Source organism: Fructobacillus americanaquae, from assembly GCF_024029775.1.
GTDB classification, from domain to species: Bacteria; Bacillota; Bacilli; order Lactobacillales; family Lactobacillaceae; genus Fructobacillus; species Fructobacillus americanaquae.
Genome location: NZ_CP097122.1, coordinates 18,859 through 36,539 on the forward strand (window position 1 = coordinate 18,859; position 17,681 = coordinate 36,539).

Here is a 17,681-nt window from a genome sequence, read left to right on the forward strand (position 1 = left end):
CTGTTTTGCGGCCCATGCTAGTCAGCGACGATTGGAGGGGAAATTTTATGGAGAAACAAGAACGCAGTACCAAAGACCGGGTTTTAGCTATTTTATTAACGCAGCCAGGTGTTTATTTTTCCGGGGATAGCTTGGCACAGGTATTGAATTTATCGCGTGAATCGATTTGGAAAGCGGTCCGGTCGTTAAAGGTTGATGGTCATCAAATTGCGAGTCGTAAGAAGGCTGGTTATGCCTATTTAAGCAGTCGGCAGGTTGATCCTCTTGTGTTAAAGCAGTGGTTGCATCTTTTGGATTCTGATTTGGCTGAAAATCAGCAGCCAAAAGTCCGGGTTTTTGAACAAATTGATTCGACCCAGGCTTATGCAAAGGATCTGGTTGCCAAACAGCCGTTGACAAAGCCAACCTTGTTGGTTGCCCGAGAGCAAAGTGGTGGCTATGGTCGCCAGGGCCGGGCATTTTATTCGCCAAAAGATCGGGGGCTATATGTTTCGTTAGTCATGCCTGTAGCTGTTGGCACACGATTAGCACCTAGTCTTTTAACGACCTCAGCTGCTGTTGCTTTAGTTCAGGGGCTGCAAGTTTTTTTTCCAGCAGCTCCTTTTCAATTGAAATGGGTCAATGACCTGATTTTACACCGACGTAAAATTGGTGGTGTGATTACGGAGGGGATTTTTGACTTTGAGAGCCAGCAGTATTCAGCTGTGATTCTCGGCTTTGCCATTAACCTAATGCCAGGGGCCTTCCCTGATGGACTCGAGTCCAAGGCAGGAACTGTGCTGACAAATGATGCAAATAATTTGGACTTAAATTCGGTTTTGGCTCAATTGGTTGTCAACCTCTTAAAAATGGCGACAACCTACCAAGATGGTGCCTATCTGCCAGCGTATCGAGAGCGTTCTTTGTTGATTGGTCACACGATAACTGTTAAGGTTGGTACAGATGAAAAAACAGGGATAGTGACCGGTATTAGTGACCAGGGTGGCTTAATGATGACCGAGAATGCTACGGGTCAACAAGAGACGCTGTATGCAGGTGAAGTGACCAAGGTTAAGCTGCTGGAAAACTTGAATTTGTAGGAAAGAGAACTGCCGATATGGACTTTGTATTTGCTTCAAATAATTCTGCTAAGACGAAAGAAATGGCTGTTTTGGCTCAAGCAATGGGTCATAGCGTGACTGATTATCGAGATATCTTGAAAAAGGAATTGGCTTTTCCAGAGGAAACGACCGATTCGCAGCTAGAAAATGCCCAGGCCAAAGCTTCTTTTATTCACCAGTATTTGCCAAATGATTGGATTTTGGCCGATGATACCGGCCTTTACCTCCAGGCCTTTCCTGACCGTTTTGGTGTAACTTCTTCACGAGAATTTAAGAGCTTGCAGGTTATTGGTCAGGAAGCCGAGATTAATTATATCTTAGATCTTTATGACCAAGGTCAGGAGCGGTCGGCTTACCTTTTGGCGATTCTTTGCGCCTGTAGTCCGATTGGCCAATTGTATACTGGTACCGGCAAGGGTGGCGTTAAAATTGCCACGGAACCACGTGGTGGGGAATTAATTGGTGGACTGGATGATATTATGGAGGCCGAGAATGGTCTGACTTTGTCTGAAATGGCCCTGCCCGAATTAGTTACTTATCACGACCGTTCCCGTGCACTGGCTCAGGTTTTACAGGAAATTAAAGCGACAAAGGGACCAAATTCTTTTTAAAAATCAAAAATAAGCAATCGGCCGAGTGCTACTGTACTGATACAAACGCCGCAATTTTGATGAGCAAATTGCGGGAGCTGTCTTCAATGGTAGTGTCGGTTTTTTCTTTGGGAGGACTTATGAACAACCTGGATTTTTGAAAAAGACAGCCAACCATGCTAAAATAGTAAGGTTGATTTTACTGGGCTTTTAAAAAGCCGAAAGGAGGGCTGATGACAACTGCTAAGAGTGCATTTTGGCAACAGGTTGTGGATGAAGCCAAAGATGAAAACGGAAATAAACGCCCATTCTTCTCAATGGCACCAATGGAAGCGGTCACCGATACGATTTTTCGTCGTGTGGTGGCAAAAGCTGGTGGGCCGGATGTGTATTATACGGAGTTCACGAATGCGGCTTCCATGGTTCATCCCGAAGCCAAGTTTTCGGTGCAGGGTCGCCTAGCGGTTGCGCCGGGTGAACAAATGCCAATTGCTCAAATCTGGGGGTCAAAGCCGGAAGTGATTGCCGAAGCGGCGAAGTTGCTTCCTGAAATGGGCTACCAGGCCGTTGATTTGAATATGGGTTGCCCAGATGGCACGGTGATCAAGAACGATGCTGGGTCTGATTTGATCCGTCATCCAGACCGAGCCAAGGCATTAATTGCTGCAGCCAAGGAAAGTGGTTTGCCCGTATCTGTAAAGACCCGATTGGGCTTTTATAAGGTCGAGGAGTACCACGACTGGTTGACGATGATTTTTGAACAGGACATTCAAGTTCTGACGATTCATTTGCGAACTCGCAAGGAAATGTCCAAGGTTGATGCTCACTTCGAGTTGATTGACGACATTATTGCCATGCGTGATCGGTTGGCACCTCAGACACTCCTTCAAATCAATGGGGATGTCAAGGACTACGAGCACGGGCTGGCTTTGGCTACCGCACACCCAGGGATTGATGGGGTGATGATTGGCCGTGGTGTCCTAAATGATCCATACGCCTTTGAACCAGGTCACCAAGAACACACTTTATCAGAGTCAATCGCTCTTTTGGAACTGCAGTTGGACCTGTTTGATGAAGTGAACCAGACGGTTTCTACCAAGAATTTTGAAGCATTGAAGCGTTACTTTAAGATTTATTTGAGGGGCTTCCCGCATGCTTCCCAGCTACGACAATTGCTGATGGAAACCCATGCAACTGACCAAGTTCGGGCTTTATTGGCGGAACACGTTGGTGATCTTTTGCAGACGCCTGCACGCTAAGACAGATTATCGAATAAATAAAAGGACTGATACCCGGTATTTTAACGGTGTCAGTTCTTTTAGGTTGCTTTTAAATTTGGGTAATAAATCTGTTTTTTGGTGGTTGATCGGACTGAAGTAGGCCAAAAATGACCAAAATCAGCTTGGATAGGCTGTTGGTGATTCATCATAACTAAAGGTAATCGCCGTTTTACGGTTTTGCCACAAGATGTTGCAGTTTGAGCAACAGCGTTTTTTCTGCCAGCACTATCACACCAGGTTTTCGATTGCTAAAAGGACAGTTCAAATGTTGATTAACATGAACGTGAACGTTTTGCCTGATTTGAGTTCTTGGTTTAATTAATGCTATAATGGCAACATTAAATAAAAACTTTGGTTGAGGTCATACTCAAGGCGGAACCTAACGGGGGAGTTAGGTTCACTTGGAGTGGGCTTTTTTCTTTGCTCATTTCAAGTGATTTAGCTATTAATGAGGAGAAAGAAAATGACGGTTTGGACATTTGGATTGATTTTGTTTGGGGCTTTAGCAATGTCTTGGTTAGCGGAACGCTTGCGCCTGCCAACGGTTGTCGGTCAAATTGGGGCAGGGATTATTTTAGGACCAGCTGGTTTGCGCTTGTTGTCTACTGATCATAGCCTGGCCACGTGGGCAGAGGTCGGCGTTTTGTTCTTGATGTTTCTGGCCGGAATCGAATCTGATTTGGGATTATTAAAGCGCCATGCCCGGCAGGCTGGAGCAGTGGCTCTAGCTGGAGTGGTAACACCTTTTGTGGTCTTTTTAGTATTGGGACTGACCTTGGGGATGACTGATGAGAAATCTCTTTTTTGGTCGGTATTATTTTCGGCGACGTCCGTTTCGATTACGGCGCAAATTTTGACTGAGTACCATCAGGTTCAATCAGACGCCGGGGCAACTATCCTGGGTGCGGCCGTTTTAGATGACATTTTGGCGATTCTGATGTGGACAGTTTATCAGACGGCTTTTGGCATTGGTGAGGAAACCAAGCGCCCATTGTGGTTTACGATTGTATTGATGGTCATGTTTTTACTTGGCCTAGTAGCAGTTTTGCTTTACGTACTGCCTAAAATCTTGCCAGCAATTAGTCGCTTGTCGCTGCCGGGAGCTGTTTTGACCTTTGCTTTGGTCATTGTTTTACTAAGTGCAACCATGTCAGAAACAATTGGCTTTTCGGCTGCCATTGTGGCTTTTGTTGTCGGTGTGCTTTTTTCTCGGCAAAAATCAGCTGCGTCGATTGAACATGGTGTCACTTTAATCGGGCAAACGGTCTTTATTCCGATATTCTTTGTTAATATCGGTTTAAAAGTCACACTGGTCGGCCAGTTAGTGAATCTGCCATTGATTGCGATTTTGACCATCTTTGCGATTTTGACGAAGTTTTTTGGGGCTTACTTTGGGGCTCGGCTGGTTAAGGTGGCAGTTTTCGATGCCCGGGTTGTTGGTGTTGGAATGGTGTCGCGTGGTGAGATGGCCATTGTGATTGCTGATTTGGCGCTGTCAGCTCATGTCTTGAGCTCGGGTCACTATGCCATGTTAACCCTGGTGATTCTGTTAACGACAATTTTTACACCAATTGCCTTAAAACCTTTATTAAGAAAATAAGTGGACTGATAACTTGGATAACCCTTGGTCTACGGAACAGAAAAGCAGCCAAAAAATGCCATCATTCAACTGATCGGAGTTGATTTGTCTTTTTGCTGAGGGTAAATCATATTGCGGGAAATTCCTTGATAAAAGGCCGAGTATTCTCGGTCTTTTTTTGCTAAAAAAAGGCTTGGCTTCAGTCTTTTTACCGGTTCGCTTTTGGTGGGCCTATGCTATAATGAGCTTATGCGATTAACTAGACAAGATGTGACAAAAATTTTACAAAAACACGACTTACTCGTCAGCGAACCCACTGATGATTTAGTCTTTGACCACCTCCACTATGACACTCGTCAGGTCCAGGATCAGACGCTCTTTGTTGTGAAAGGGGCCTTTAAGGCAAAATACCTTGATGGGGTTGCCGGCGTGACGGCCTTGGTAGCCGACCATGATTTGGGGATTGATTTACCTCAATGGTTGGTGACTGATAGCCAAAAGGCTTTATCAGTGTTGGCGATGGCTTACTTTGATTACCCACAAGACCATCTTTGGATTGGAGCCTTCACGGGAACCAAAGGGAAGACAACGGCTGCCTACTTTGCCTATACGATGCTCAAGGAGGCAACTAAGGGGAAGACGGCACTGTTTTCGACGGTCGATCGAATTGTTGGTCCAAAACCGGCGGATAAGAAAAAATCAGATTTGACCACGCCCGAATCCTTTGAACTCTTTAAAGATATGCGTCGAGCGGTGGATAATGGTATGACCCACTTGGTCATGGAAGTCTCCTCGCAGGCATACTTGCGCAACCGCGTTTACGGTTTACGTTTTAACGTGGGGGCCTTTTTAAATATTTCACCGGATCATATCGGACCAAATGAGCACCCAACCTTTGCCGACTATTTGGCCCATAAGGAAATGCTGTTGGATCACTCTGACCATGTGATTTTGAATGCTGAAATGGACCATTACCAGGAAATCTTTACTCGTGCTGCTAGTCGACATGACCGGGTCTTAACTTATGGCCGGACCAAAATGACCCCAGTAAATGATCAGCAACCATTAGTGACCTTTACGAGTCAAGAGTCTGCTCTGCATGAATCGCATTTCACAGTCGCAGCTGGTCCGATGGTTCCTGATTTACAAGTGATTAGTGGTGGTTACCGTTTAAACCTTCCCGGTGACTTTAATGAGGAAAACGCCGTGGCAGCGCTCATGATGGTGGGTCTAGCTGGAACTGACCACGGCTCGATGGTAAAGGGATTGGATGAAGTCACGATTCCAGGGCGGATGCTTTCATTAAAGTTGCCTGGTCACGGTGTGGCCTTTGTCGATTACGCCCACAACTATGTTTCATTACTGTCGCTTTTGGCCTTTGCCAAGGCGCAGTCCCCAGACGGACAAGTCATTGTGGTTTTGGGTGCACCAGGAAATAAGGGCGTTTCCCGCCGAGCTGATTTTGCCAAAGTCTTGTCACAAAAGGCAGACCAGGTCTTTTTGACAGCTGATGATCCCCAATACGAGAACCCGCTGACAATTGCTAAGACGATTGCTGATGGTATTAAAAATGATCATGTCCGAGTTCATTTTGAGATGGACCGGATTACTGCCATTCATCGGGCGATTGATTTGTCCGGTGAAAATGACTTGGTTGTAGTGGCCGGTAAGGGTGAGGACCCTTACCAAAAGGTTGGCGGCGTTGACACACCATATATCGGTGATTATGCCGCTGTGAAGGAGTGTCAGCGGGCGCTTTTGTCAGGTCAAAAATTACTTGTGGAGGATTAGCCATGACATTCTACCAAGATAAAAACGTCCTCTTAGCTGTAACGGGTGGCGTAGCGGCCTATAAGGCGGCTGAATTAACGCGACTGTTGATCAAGGCCAAAGCGAATGTCAAGGTGGTGATGACGGATGCGGCTCAAGAGTTTATACCAGCCAAAACGTTGGCGGTACTGTCGACGCACCCCGTTTTGACCGATGCGAGTTGGCAGGGAGCTGGCAGTGAGGTTGACCATGTTCGATTAGCAAAGTGGGCTGATTTGATTGTGCTGGCGCCTTTGACAGCTAATACCTTGGCTAAATTGGCCTTGGGACTCGCCGACAACGCCTTAACGGCCACGATTATGGCCAGCACCGCGCGCAAGATTGCTGTACCGGCAATGAACGATGCCATGTGGAGTAATCCTGCAGTGCAGCGGAATGTTGACCAGCTGAAGAAAGATGACTTTGACTTTATTGGACCGACTAGTGGTTTTTTGGCTGAAGGTTATGAAGCCAAAGGCAGGATGGTTGAACCAGCTGAAATTGTGACGGCGATTACTGATTTAGCCTGGGATGGCTTTCAGGATGCTATTTTCGAGGAAAAGCCTTTAGTGGGTAAAAAGATTGTGGTTACTGCTGGTGGCACGCGTGAGCCAATCGATCCAGTGCGCTATTTGACGAATAAGTCTTCCGGTAAAATGGGTTATGCTTTAGCCGAAGCTGCCCGAGCAGCTGGTGCGACTGTCACGTTGGTGGCGGCAACCTCGCGACCGGTGAATCCAGCCATTCGAGTTAATTTAGTTGGTGACACGAGAGAGATGTTGGCAGCCGTTCAAAAAGAAATGGCGGTAGCTGATGTATACATTGGCGCGGCGGCGGTATCTGATTTTCGGGTGGCTGAAGTATCCGAACACAAGGTTAAAAAACGTGGCGATGAGCACATGATTTTAGATTTGGTACAAAATCCCGACATCTTAAAGACCGTGGGTGAGGCGAAAAAGCCGGGACAGGTAGTGGTTGGCTTTGCGGCCGAAACCGAAAATCTGATCGAAAATGCCCAGGCTAAATTAGTCAAAAAACATGCCGATTTGATTGTGGCGAATAATGTTTTAGAGGCCGGTGCCGGTTTTAACAAGGATACGAACAAGGTGACCTTGGTCACCGCCGACCAAGACCCCATCCGGGTGGCGGCTAAATTGAAAACAGAAGTTGCTGAAGACATTATCGCCCTGGTGGCTGATTTACTAACATCTTGAAACTTTATGGTATAATAGTGACCTATATGAAAGTAAGCAGGAGGCTGTGATGAGCAAGGAAGACGAAAAGCAAGAATCCAAGTATCATGTGGGGGATGAGTTGCTCGCCCCAGCATACGGGAACCTTGAAAATCCCTTTACCGGTAAGGTTGAAAAGGTTTACGAAAATGCATTGTTGGTCGAAATCATTGAAAATGATCCAGCTGACCAACCAGCCGTCAATGAAATGAACCACCGCGCTGTTGTTCGAATGGCCGATGTGGAAGTCATCAAGGCAGCACCCCAGGATAAAAAGTCTGAATAAGGCCTTCTTGGTTGTAATTGAAAAAGATAGAAGGCAGGTGCCCAGCTTTGCAGTGACCTTAACGTTAGTGTGAGTTAAGGGCTGGCCCTGGCCCGCGCGGCTTTTTCTGCTCAGAATTTGATAACAAGGTGGCCATCATGGCTATTAGAGTGGTACCGCGGGCAGGGCTCGTCTCTTTGGTTAATAAGAGACGAGTCCTCTTTTGCAAGATAGTGAAGCAATTAATAAAAGGATAATAGCAATGGCAACAAATCAAGCAGTGACTTCCGCCTTACAGGCGGTCCTACCTGACATGACAGCTGAAGAAATCGCAAACAAGGTCGAAGCGCCTAAGGACACCAAGATGGGTGACTTGGCTTTTCCAACCTTTACTTTGGCAAAGGTTTTAAAGAAAGCCCCACAACAAATTGCGGCTGACCTCGTTGAACAAATCGACCAAAGTGGTTTTGAAAAGGTTGTCGCAACTGGCCCTTACATCAACTTTTTCTTGGACAAGCAGGCGATGACACAAGAAACATTGACCGCTGTTTTGACTGCTGGTGACCAGTATGGTAAAAACAACCGTGGTCAAGGACAAAATATTACTTTGGATATGTCCTCTCCAAACATTGCTAAGCCAATGTCAATGGGGCACCTGCGGTCGACAGTGATTGGAAATGCTTTGGCGAACTTAGCTGAAGAAAACGGCTATCAACCGGTTAAAATCAACCACCTTGGTGACTGGGGCACCCAGTTTGGTAAGCTGATTTATGCTTATAAGACTTGGGGATCTGAGGAGGAGGTCAAGGCCGATCCAATTGCCACTCTTCTGAAGTATTATGTGGAATTTCACGATAAAGCGAAGGAAGATCCATCATTGGACGATGAAGGCCGTGCTTGGTTTAAGAAGCTTGAAGATGGTGACCCAGAGGCTAAGCGCCTTTGGGCCTGGTTCCGTGAAGAATCATTGAAGGAATTTACAGAAATTTATGATCGTTTGGGCATTGAATTTGATTCCTTTAATGGGGAAGCTTTCTACAACGACAAGATGGATAAAGTCGTTGAAATGTTGGAAGAAAAGAACCTGCTGCAGGAATCACAGGGTGCACAAATTGTTGACTTGTCACCAATTAATGAAAATTTGACACCAGCGATGATTAAGCGAACTGATGGTGCCACTTTGTACATGACCCGTGATTTGGCAGCAGCCATTTATCGTAAGGAAACTTATGATTTTGCGAAGTCTTTGTACGTTGTTGGTGGCGAACAGCGTGAGCATTTTGTGCAATTAAAGGCTGTTTTGACTTTGCTTGGCTTACCATGGGCGGATGATGTTGAACACATTTCCTTTGGTTTGATTACCTTTAACGGTAAGAAGATGTCAACTCGTAAGGGTGATGTTGTCTTGTTGAAGGATGTTTTGGATGACGCTCACGAGCTTGCCCTTTCACAAATCAATGAAAAGAACCCTGATTTGGCCAACAAAGACCAGGTGGCCGAAGAAGTCGGCGCTGGAGCGGTGGTCTTCCACGATTTGATGAATGACCGGACCAATAACTTTGACTTTAACCTTGGTGAAGTTGTTCGATTTGAAGGGGATACCGGACCATACGTGCAATATACGAATGCACGGGCCCAATCAATTCTCCGGAAGGCAGGCGTTGCGGTTAACGAAGGACAAATCAGTCTGGATGATTCACAAACGTGGGATATTGTGACGACCTTGGCAAACTTTCCTGCTACTGTTGTGCGTGCCTTTGACCACCGTGAACCGTCAGTAATTGCTAAATATGCATTAACGTTGGCTCGTTCGTTCAATAAGTATTATGCTAATTCTAAGATTTTGGCAGAAGACGAAAACTTGAATGGTCGCCTCGCTTTGGTTAAGGCCGTCTCCACGACTTTGACAATTGCGCTCTCAATCCTTGGTGTGCAGGCACCAAAGGAAATGTAAAAAACTCTTTTTATCGGTGACCACCTGTGCGTTATGCGACAGGCATGAGCCCTGTTGGTTAAAGGAAAATGGATGAAAGCAAAATTTTCACTTAAAAATACAGCCTTTTGGAAACGAACGGCTCCCACTTGGAACCGGTATCAAATTGGTCGACTTCTGATTCTGATTTTTATGTCGCTGTTCTTAGTGACGTCAGTCTACTTAGTGACGATGGCCAAGACGACGCACGTACAAAAGCTGGAAGCCTCACTATCACAAACGACGAATATCTACGATAGTTCGAATAACTATGCTGGGTCGTTGTACTCGCAAAAAGGTACCTATGTCAAATATGATCAGATTTCACAGAATATGCGCGATGCTGTTCTGTCAATTGAGGATCGTAATTTTTATAAAGAACATGGGTTCTCCGTTTCTGGCCTTGGTCGAGCAGCGTACTTGTTTGTTCGCAACCGCTTGACCGGTTCACATGTCATTTCTGGTGGTGGATCGACCATTACCCAGCAACTGGTAAAAAATGCTTATTTGACCCAAGAGCAAACCTTTACTCGAAAGGCCAAAGAGATTTTCTTATCGATGCAAGTTGAACAGGTTTATTCGAAAAATCAAATTTTGACGATGTACCTGAATAATGCATGGTTTGGTCATGGTGTTTGGGGGGTTGAAGATGCTTCTGAGAAATACTTTGGTGTTCACGCAAAGGACTTGACGACGGAACAAGCGGCTACTCTGGCCGGCATGCTAACGAATCCTTCTGGCTTTAATCCAATCGATAATCCAGACCGCTCAAAGGCTCGTAGAAACTTGGTTTTGCAAACAATGTATGAAAACAAGAAGTTGACCAAGGAGCAGGAAAAGGCTGCTCAGGCAACTGATATTGTGTTGCATGACAACTATACGGGTGATGAGTCGTACCATTATCCATGGTTCTTTGATGCCGTGATTAACGAAGCCGTCAATAAATACGGTTTGGACGAAAAAGACATCATGAACCGCGGTTATAAAATCTATACAACTCTAAACCAAAAGGACCAGGAAAACATGCAAAATGATTTCCAGAAGAGTAGTCTTTTTGGCAATCAGTCACAGGCACAGTCGGCTTCGATTGTCTTAGATGCTAAGACAGGTGGGGTCCGAGCCGTTATCGGTGGCCGTGAAACCCAACATACTTTCCGCGGCTTCAACCGTGCCACTCAGTCACAGTTGCAACCCGGATCGATTATTAAACCTTTGGTTGTTTATGCGCCAGCATTGGAAGCTGGTTACAGTATTAATACCAAGTTACCTAATAAGAAGATGACCTTTGGTACGAATAATTATTCTCCAAATAATGCGCTGAATGTCGAAACGGCTGATGTGCCAATGTATGTGGCCTTAGAGCATTCATATAATATTCCAGCTGTTTATTTGTTGAATAAGTTAGGTGTCAATGTTGGCTTTGATTCTGGTAAGAAGTTTGGCTTGCCATTGGTTGATGCAGATAAAAATTATGCCTTGGCCCTTGGTGGTTTGACGACTGGTGTGTCACCATCTCAAATGGCGTCTGCCTATACGGCTTTTGCAAATGACGGAACAATGTCACAAGCACACTATATTACTAAAATTGTTGATTCTTCTGGTAAGGTCATCGTAGCGCAGCCAAAGGTAACTCAAAAGCAAGTGATTTCAAAATCAGTTGCGGATAATATGACCAAGATGATGCTTGGTACCTATACCAGTGGAACTGGAACGGGTGCAGCACCATCTGGTTATAAGATTGCTGGTAAAACTGGAACGACTGAAAATCCTAATGATTCAAACAATGCTAATTCATCAAAGGATTCATGGGCCGTGGCTTATACCAAGGATATTGTTCAAGTTTCCTGGGAAGGTTTGGAAGGTGACAATACTAGTTCGCTACCAATCGGCTTGATGGGCACAATTGGCTACTTTGTTAAAACTTCATTGGGTCAAATTTTACCAAATACGACCGGAGATAACTTTAGTGTTTCAGATGCTAGTCAAACGAGCACTAGCAATACTAATACTTCATCATCTTCGTCATCATCAAATTGGTTTACTGACGCAGCACATAATTTCAGCAATGGTGTTAATACTACTGTTGCCGGTGCGGCCAAAGTATGGGATACTATTAGTGGAGTATTTAATTAAGAATGATTAGTAATTTTATTACTCCGATTTGCACTTGAAAGGGATAAGAATGACTGTTAACATTTACGATAACGCAAACTCAATGGCCAAAGTTTTGGTTGAAACTGACCAATACAAGTCATGGCTGACTGCCTTTGATGCAGTTCAGGCTGATGCTGCTGCCAAGGATTTGTTCAAGCAATTCCAAGCAATCCAAATGACTGTGCAACAAATGATGCAAGCACAGCAACAACCTACTCCTGAGCAAGAAAAGGAATGGGATGCTGTCGCTAAGCAAGTCCAAGAAAATGACAAGATTAAGGACTTGATGGCCGCAGAACAGATTTTGAACACATTGTTGGGTGAAATCAACGAAATCGTGACCAAGCCTGTGTCTGAGTCATATGCAAAAGTCCAACAAGCTTAATTTGTTAGAATAAATCAGAAAAAGGCTGGACGGGTTAAACCGTCCAGCCTTTTTTATTAGCGTTCACGCCTATCAAAGGTTCTGTTTTCTTTTTTGTGTTATTTGCACGCCGAAACCGTCTAATTGATTGAGGGCAAAAAACGACCATCATGGTGCAATGGTCTTGTTTAAACTAATTTTACTTTAAAAGATGTTATGATAAATTGCTTTGACCGCGTTATCAACATCTTTGGATTCGACACCAAGCATAATTGAAATTTCAGAAGCACCTTGGTTAACCATCTGCAACGAGATACCGGCGTCCTTTAGTGGTGTAACGATTTCAGTGAAAGCACCAACACGATTGATCATTCCTTGTCCGACAACCATGATAATAGCAAAGTTATCATGCCAAGCCATTGTATCGGGTGACAATTCACGCTCGATATCTGTTTGGATTTGTTCGATTTGTTCCTTATTGAGGCTTTTCTTATTGAAGATAATCGTCAAATCATCAATTCCAGAGGGCATGTGTTCGTAGGGAACATCATGCCGGTCCAAAATTTTTAAAATGCGCATGGTAAAGCCGATTTCCTTGTTTAATAGGTAACGGTGAAGGTAAAGGGCACAAAAGTTGTCCGAAGCGGCAATTCCCGTTACACGGCGTTCCGGCTTATTTTGTTCAGCTGGGCCAATCCAAGTACCAGGAGCGGTTGGGTCATTGGTATTTTTGACGTTAATTGGCACCTGAGCCTGAATTGCTGGGATGATGGCTTCATCATGGAAGACCGCAAAACCGGCGTAGGATAATTCGCGCATCTCACTATAAGACATGTTTTTAATCGCTGCGGGGTGGCCGACTAACCGAGGATTAACAGCGTAAATAGCCGAAACATCTGTAAAGTTTTCATAAACTTCTGCCATCAAGCCACGAGCCAAAATAGCACCGGTAATATCTGAACCACCGCGAGAAAAGGTCACCATCTCGTCCCGGTCATTGTAGCCAAAGAAACCTGGGAAAATATAACGGGTGTCATCTTTGATTTCAAAGGCTCCGAGGTCTCGGTAAGTGTCTGTTTCATTTAGGGTTGCAGTTGTTGCATCGGTTTCCATATGAAGCTGTTTTGGATCAACGAAGACTGCCTTTTCGCCTTTAGATTGAAGAATCAAGGCTAGCAATTGTGCGTTTAAATACTCGCCATGGGCAGCAAAAGCAGCTCGCAAATAAGAGTAGGAGCGATAATGATGATCCGCCAATTGGTCAATTTGGTCAGGAATCGTTTGGAAAACTCCCTGATCGAGGTTAAAGTAGTCGGCAATCGTTTGGTAGCGTTCTTTTAACGCTAAGACAGTTTCAGTAGCGTCCTCATCGTTGATGGTTTCGTTGGCATAGCGAATTAAGAGGTCAGTGACCTTGATTGGAAATTCCTTTGCCTTACCAGGGGCGGAGGTCACGACGACTTGCCGGCTTTCATCCTGATTTAAAATATCGATGACACGTTCAAACTGGGCTCCAGTTGCTAAAGAGGAACCACCAAATTTTGTTACTTTCATAATATTGCCGGTCAGAAACCGACACTCCTTTCATTAAGTCAAAAGCAAATGGGTGACCTTAGTCCAATGAACCCGTGAAGGTTGTACCAGTTTGCTGTACAGCTAAAACCATGGCTGTGCCGTTAAGGTTGAGGCCATTAATGGCTTCAAGCAGTTGGTCAGCTTGTTTTTTTGTAACCAGTGAGACAACTGTCGGTCCAGCTCCCGATAGGTATGTTCCTGCAAGGCCTAGGTGGTGTGCTAAGGTACGAATTTGTAAAAATTCAGGTGCCAAATCAGCCCGATAGGGTTCATGCATTTGGTCTTCTTCTACTAAAGCCATTAATCGCTTTTGATCACCTAAGTAGCAAGCTGCAACCAAGTTGGCGAGGTGTTGGCTTTGGTGAACGGCTGTTTTGAGTGCCAAGGTTGTAGGTAAGGCTGCTCGGGCTGCCGCTGTTTTTAATGAATAATCTGGGATAAAGGTTACCGCGACTAAGTCTTTTGGAAAAGGAAGGGGGGTGGCTTGTACGCCAATTTTGTTTTCGTCTGTTAATTGTAGGCCACCTAAAATAGTTGGTGCAACGTTGTCTGGGTGACCCTCAAGGGCTGCTGCCTCTTGTAAAATTTGATGACGATTAATCGTTTGCCCCACCAAATAGTGTCCTAAGAAAAGGCCAGCAACTAATGCTGATGACGAAGATCCCAGGCCGCGAGCCAGTGGAATGTCACTTTTAACGACTAGTTGGTGGGGGGGAATATCTGGATCAACAAATCGAGCAGTTTGAACAATGAGATTGCTTTCATCATTTGGAATATCTGCGCCAAATGGGTGATCAACTTGCCAAGTATTAGTTTTTGGGCCAATGGTTACGGTTAAATTAAGGTCTAGTGCCAATCCAAGGCAATCAAAGCCGAGACCAAGATTGGCTGAACTGGCGGGTACAGTAATGGTTAGCATGGATAAATCACAAACTCCTTCGCTAATGTCCGATTGGTTGTTAAAGCAGCAAGAAGAACATCGTGCTGATCTTTGGACATTTCTTTGGTATAAAGGACAAGCTGAGAGCCAAGTCGGCTATTTTCATGGCTGGCTTGACGGACGATCAATGATCGGAGTTCATCCTTGGTGTCTTGGCTGACGCTAGTTGTTTCAGTTGTATTCAAAATCCAGCAATAGGCCTGGCCTCGTTGACTAGCTAATGTCATCTGTTTTTCTGGCAACGGTTGCTGAGCGTCCTTTGGTGTAGTTGCGGCAGCCAAAATATCGGCCAAGACAGCTTGGGCAGTTGGGCGTGCACCAGCCCCAGGTCCATAGAAAAGCGTTTGACCAAGGTTATCACTGTTCACAACAATGGCATTATTTTCATTGTGGACCTGTGACAGAGGTGATTGTGGTAAGACGACCTGAGGAGCCACGATCACCGCGACTGAATTGGCACTGATTTGATCAATGCGAAAAAGGAGCTTGAGCTGGCCACCCAAAGCTTTCACGGCGGCAATGTCTTCGTCAGTAATCTTTTGAATACCGGTAATTTGAATGTCTTGTAAGCCGACTTCTAATCCAAAGACCAGGCGAGCCAAAATAATGGCCTTGTAGGCGGCATCGTAGCCGGCGACATCATTTGTAGGATCTGCTTCGGCAAAGCCTAAGTCTTGCGCTTTCTTTAGAGCATCTCCGTAAGACAGGTCATTATCGGCCATTTGAGTCAACATGTAGTTGGTTGTACCGTTAACAATACCAGCTAGCGAACGAATTGTATCGGTCCGGAAATATTCGCGCAGGGTTTTGATAATTGGGATACCACCGGCAACAGCCGCTTCGTATAGGAGAGGGACCTGAGCCTTGTTTGCTAAGTCGAGCAGTTCTTCTCCAGCGGTGGCAATCAGGTCCTTATTAGCCGTAATGACCGGCTTTTTACTTGCCAAAGCGGACTTGATCCAATTTTTAGCAGGACCAGTACCACCGGCAACTTCAACAACCAAATCAATTTCTGGATCATCTAAGATGTCTTTTGGGTCTTTGGTCAGTTGGATGGTGGAGCTTAAACCAGGACGGTCCTTGGTTAAAGAAGTGACCATTGCGGTTTTTACGGTCAGTTCTAAACCAGTATTTTCACTGATTTTTTCTTTTTGTTCCTCTAAGATGGTTAACAAGCCCATCCCAACTGTTCCTAAGCCAAAAAGGCCAATCTTAACTTCCATGATGACTCCTTCTATCGTTTTTTACTGTCAAGTAAGGATAATTTCTATTAACTTTACCATTTTCCTGCCTAAAAAGGAATGTTTTTGTTATAATACCATTAGAAATCAATGAGATTGAAGGAGTGCGTCATGGAATATGTCTCGACCCGGGGAGAAGCCCCTGCTGTTTCTGCCGCCCAGGCCATCCTCCGGGGATTAGCACCAGATGGTGGTCTTTACGTGCCAAATCAGTGGCCAACTTTGCATCTGGATTTAAAGACCATCGGTCAACAATCCTATCAGGACCTGGCGGTTGAAATTTTTGCTGCTTTTTTGCCTGATTTTACTAAAGCAGAAATTCAAGCCGTTGTGCAGGCAGCCTATGGTAGCCAATGGGATACCGATAAAATTGTGCCAATTAAAGATGCAGGGAACAACTTGTACTATTTGGAGCTCTTTCATGGCCCAACATTGGCCTTCAAAGATATTGCCCTTCAGGCCTTACCCCATTTAGTGATGACAGCAGCTAAAAAAGAGGGGCTCAACAAAGAAATTGCCATTTTAACAGCAACGTCTGGGGATACCGGAACGGCGGCTATGGCTGGTTTTGCTGATGTACCTGGCACAAAAATTGCAGTTTTGTACCCACAAGTTGGCGTTTCGGATATTCAACGCCAACAAATGGTCTCCGAACCGGGAAAAAATACTTATGTTTATGGCATAGAGGGGAATTTTGATGATGCTCAGCAGGCTGTTAAAGGTCTTTTAGGTGATTCAAATTTTGCAACCTTCTTAAAGGAAGAAGATATTCAAATCTCATCGGCGAATTCGATTAATATTGGTCGCTTGGTCCCACAGATTGTCTATTATTTCTACGGTTATGGTCAGTTAGTTGAAAGCGGCCAAATTAAGCCTGGTGAAGAAATTGATGTACTCGTGCCAACAGGTAATTTTGGGAATATGCTAGCAGCTTATTATGCCAGTCAAATTGGCTTGCCGGTGGCTGATTTTACGGTTGCTTCGAACGAAAATCATGTTTTAACAGAATTATTCCAAACAGGGGTATACAATAAGAATCGTGACTTCAAGGTGACGAATGCACCGGCTATGGATATTTTGGTCTCGTCAAACTTGGAACGCCTGCTGTATTTTGCTGGTGGCCAGGATGCTGACTTGATCAAAAAGGATATGGCAGACCTACAAAGTCAGGGCAGCTATCACTTGGCAGAAAAAACAAGAGCTGGTTTAATGAAGTTTTCTGCTGGTTGGACAGATCAAGACCAAGTTGAAGAAACGATCCGAAAGACTTTTGTTGCTTCTGGTTACTTGATTGATCCGCACACGGCGGTGGCCGTTCATCAGTACCAAGATGATGGCCATCCAACCCTTTTGGCTGCAACTGCTAGCCCTTATAAGTTCCCACAAACGGTTCTTGCAGCACTGGGTGAAGAAGTTATTGGTGGAGAAGGGGGCTTAACTGCTTTGGCAGCAGCAACCAAAACGACCATTCCTGACCAAGTGAAGAATTTATTCCAGCGACCTATTCGTCATCAGACCTTTATTCAGGCAGCTGATATTCAAAGGCAAATTGAAAGCGCCTTGAAGACAGACTGATTTTC

The 17,681-nt window shown here is 45.0% G+C and carries 14 protein-coding genes; 11 read left to right on the plus strand and 3 right to left on the minus strand.

Annotated elements, in window-relative coordinates; all coding sequences use genetic code 11:
• The first annotated feature begins 47 nt into the window (after positions 1 to 47).
• The 10 genes from M3M36_RS00125 (at position 48) to M3M36_RS00170 (ending at position 12,366) form a co-directional block, all read left to right on the plus strand.
• Positions 48 to 1,079: a biotin--[acetyl-CoA-carboxylase] ligase gene (locus M3M36_RS00125; RefSeq protein ID WP_252773862.1), complete on the plus strand. Its 1,032-nt coding sequence runs from the start codon at positions 48 to 50 to the stop codon at positions 1,077 to 1,079.
• 17 nt (positions 1,080 to 1,096) lie between these two features.
• On the plus strand, positions 1,097 to 1,711 hold the full coding sequence (locus M3M36_RS00130) for a non-canonical purine NTP pyrophosphatase (protein WP_252773863.1): 615 nt from the start codon (positions 1,097 to 1,099) through the stop codon (positions 1,709 to 1,711).
• Positions 1,712 to 1,923: 212 nt separating this feature from the next.
• Entirely contained in the window at positions 1,924 to 2,949 is a 1,026-nt protein-coding gene (locus tag M3M36_RS00135) for a tRNA dihydrouridine synthase (RefSeq protein WP_252773864.1), read from the plus strand.
• Between the two features lie 484 nt (positions 2,950 to 3,433).
• Positions 3,434 to 4,570, plus strand: a complete 1,137-nt coding sequence (locus M3M36_RS00140; RefSeq protein WP_252773865.1) for a cation:proton antiporter — start codon at positions 3,434 to 3,436, stop codon at positions 4,568 to 4,570.
• Positions 4,571 to 4,798: 228 nt separating this feature from the next.
• The gene (gene murE / locus M3M36_RS00145) at positions 4,799 to 6,340 is read left to right on the plus strand and encodes a UDP-N-acetylmuramyl-tripeptide synthetase (protein ID WP_252773866.1); all 1,542 of its coding nucleotides are present in this window, start codon (positions 4,799 to 4,801) and stop codon (positions 6,338 to 6,340) included.
• A 2-nt stretch (positions 6,341 to 6,342) separates the two neighbouring features.
• Positions 6,343 to 7,572 (plus strand): bifunctional phosphopantothenoylcysteine decarboxylase/phosphopantothenate--cysteine ligase CoaBC, encoded by a 1,230-nt coding sequence (gene coaBC, locus M3M36_RS00150; RefSeq protein ID WP_252773867.1) that lies wholly within the window; start codon positions 6,343 to 6,345, stop codon positions 7,570 to 7,572.
• 49 nt (positions 7,573 to 7,621) lie between these two features.
• A complete protein-coding gene (locus M3M36_RS00155) occupies positions 7,622 to 7,876 on the plus strand; it encodes a hypothetical protein (RefSeq protein WP_252773868.1) in 255 nt (84 codons plus the stop codon).
• A gap of 241 nt (positions 7,877 to 8,117) precedes the next feature.
• Entirely contained in the window at positions 8,118 to 9,809 is a 1,692-nt protein-coding gene (gene argS / locus M3M36_RS00160) for an arginine--tRNA ligase (protein WP_252773869.1), read from the plus strand.
• A 72-nt stretch (positions 9,810 to 9,881) separates the two neighbouring features.
• Positions 9,882 to 11,960 (plus strand): PBP1A family penicillin-binding protein, encoded by a 2,079-nt coding sequence (locus tag M3M36_RS00165; protein ID WP_252773870.1) that lies wholly within the window; start codon positions 9,882 to 9,884, stop codon positions 11,958 to 11,960.
• A 49-nt stretch (positions 11,961 to 12,009) separates the two neighbouring features.
• Positions 12,010 to 12,366 (plus strand): YlbF family regulator, encoded by a 357-nt coding sequence (locus M3M36_RS00170; protein ID WP_252773871.1) that lies wholly within the window; start codon positions 12,010 to 12,012, stop codon positions 12,364 to 12,366.
• Between the two features lie 183 nt (positions 12,367 to 12,549).
• Here the strand turns inward: M3M36_RS00170 and M3M36_RS00175 are convergent, their stop codons facing one another.
• The 3 genes from M3M36_RS00175 to M3M36_RS00185 are packed head-to-tail and all read right to left on the minus strand — an operon-like array spanning position 12,550 to position 16,083.
• Positions 12,550 to 13,899, minus strand: coding sequence for an aspartate kinase (locus M3M36_RS00175; protein WP_252773872.1), 1,350 nt, complete (start codon positions 13,897 to 13,899; stop codon positions 12,550 to 12,552).
• Positions 13,900 to 13,957: 58 nt separating this feature from the next.
• Positions 13,958 to 14,839 (minus strand): homoserine kinase, encoded by an 882-nt coding sequence (thrB, locus tag M3M36_RS00180; RefSeq protein ID WP_252773873.1) that lies wholly within the window; start codon positions 14,837 to 14,839, stop codon positions 13,958 to 13,960.
• Positions 14,833 to 16,083 (minus strand): homoserine dehydrogenase, encoded by a 1,251-nt coding sequence (locus M3M36_RS00185; RefSeq protein ID WP_252773874.1) that lies wholly within the window; start codon positions 16,081 to 16,083, stop codon positions 14,833 to 14,835. Before M3M36_RS00185 ends, thrB begins: the two co-directional genes overlap by 7 nt.
• Before the next feature lie 129 nt (positions 16,084 to 16,212).
• Between M3M36_RS00185 and thrC the strand changes: the two genes are divergently transcribed.
• A complete protein-coding gene (gene thrC / locus M3M36_RS00190; RefSeq protein WP_252773875.1) occupies positions 16,213 to 17,676 on the plus strand; it encodes a threonine synthase in 1,464 nt (487 codons plus the stop codon).
• Positions 17,677 to 17,681 lie beyond the last annotated feature (5 nt).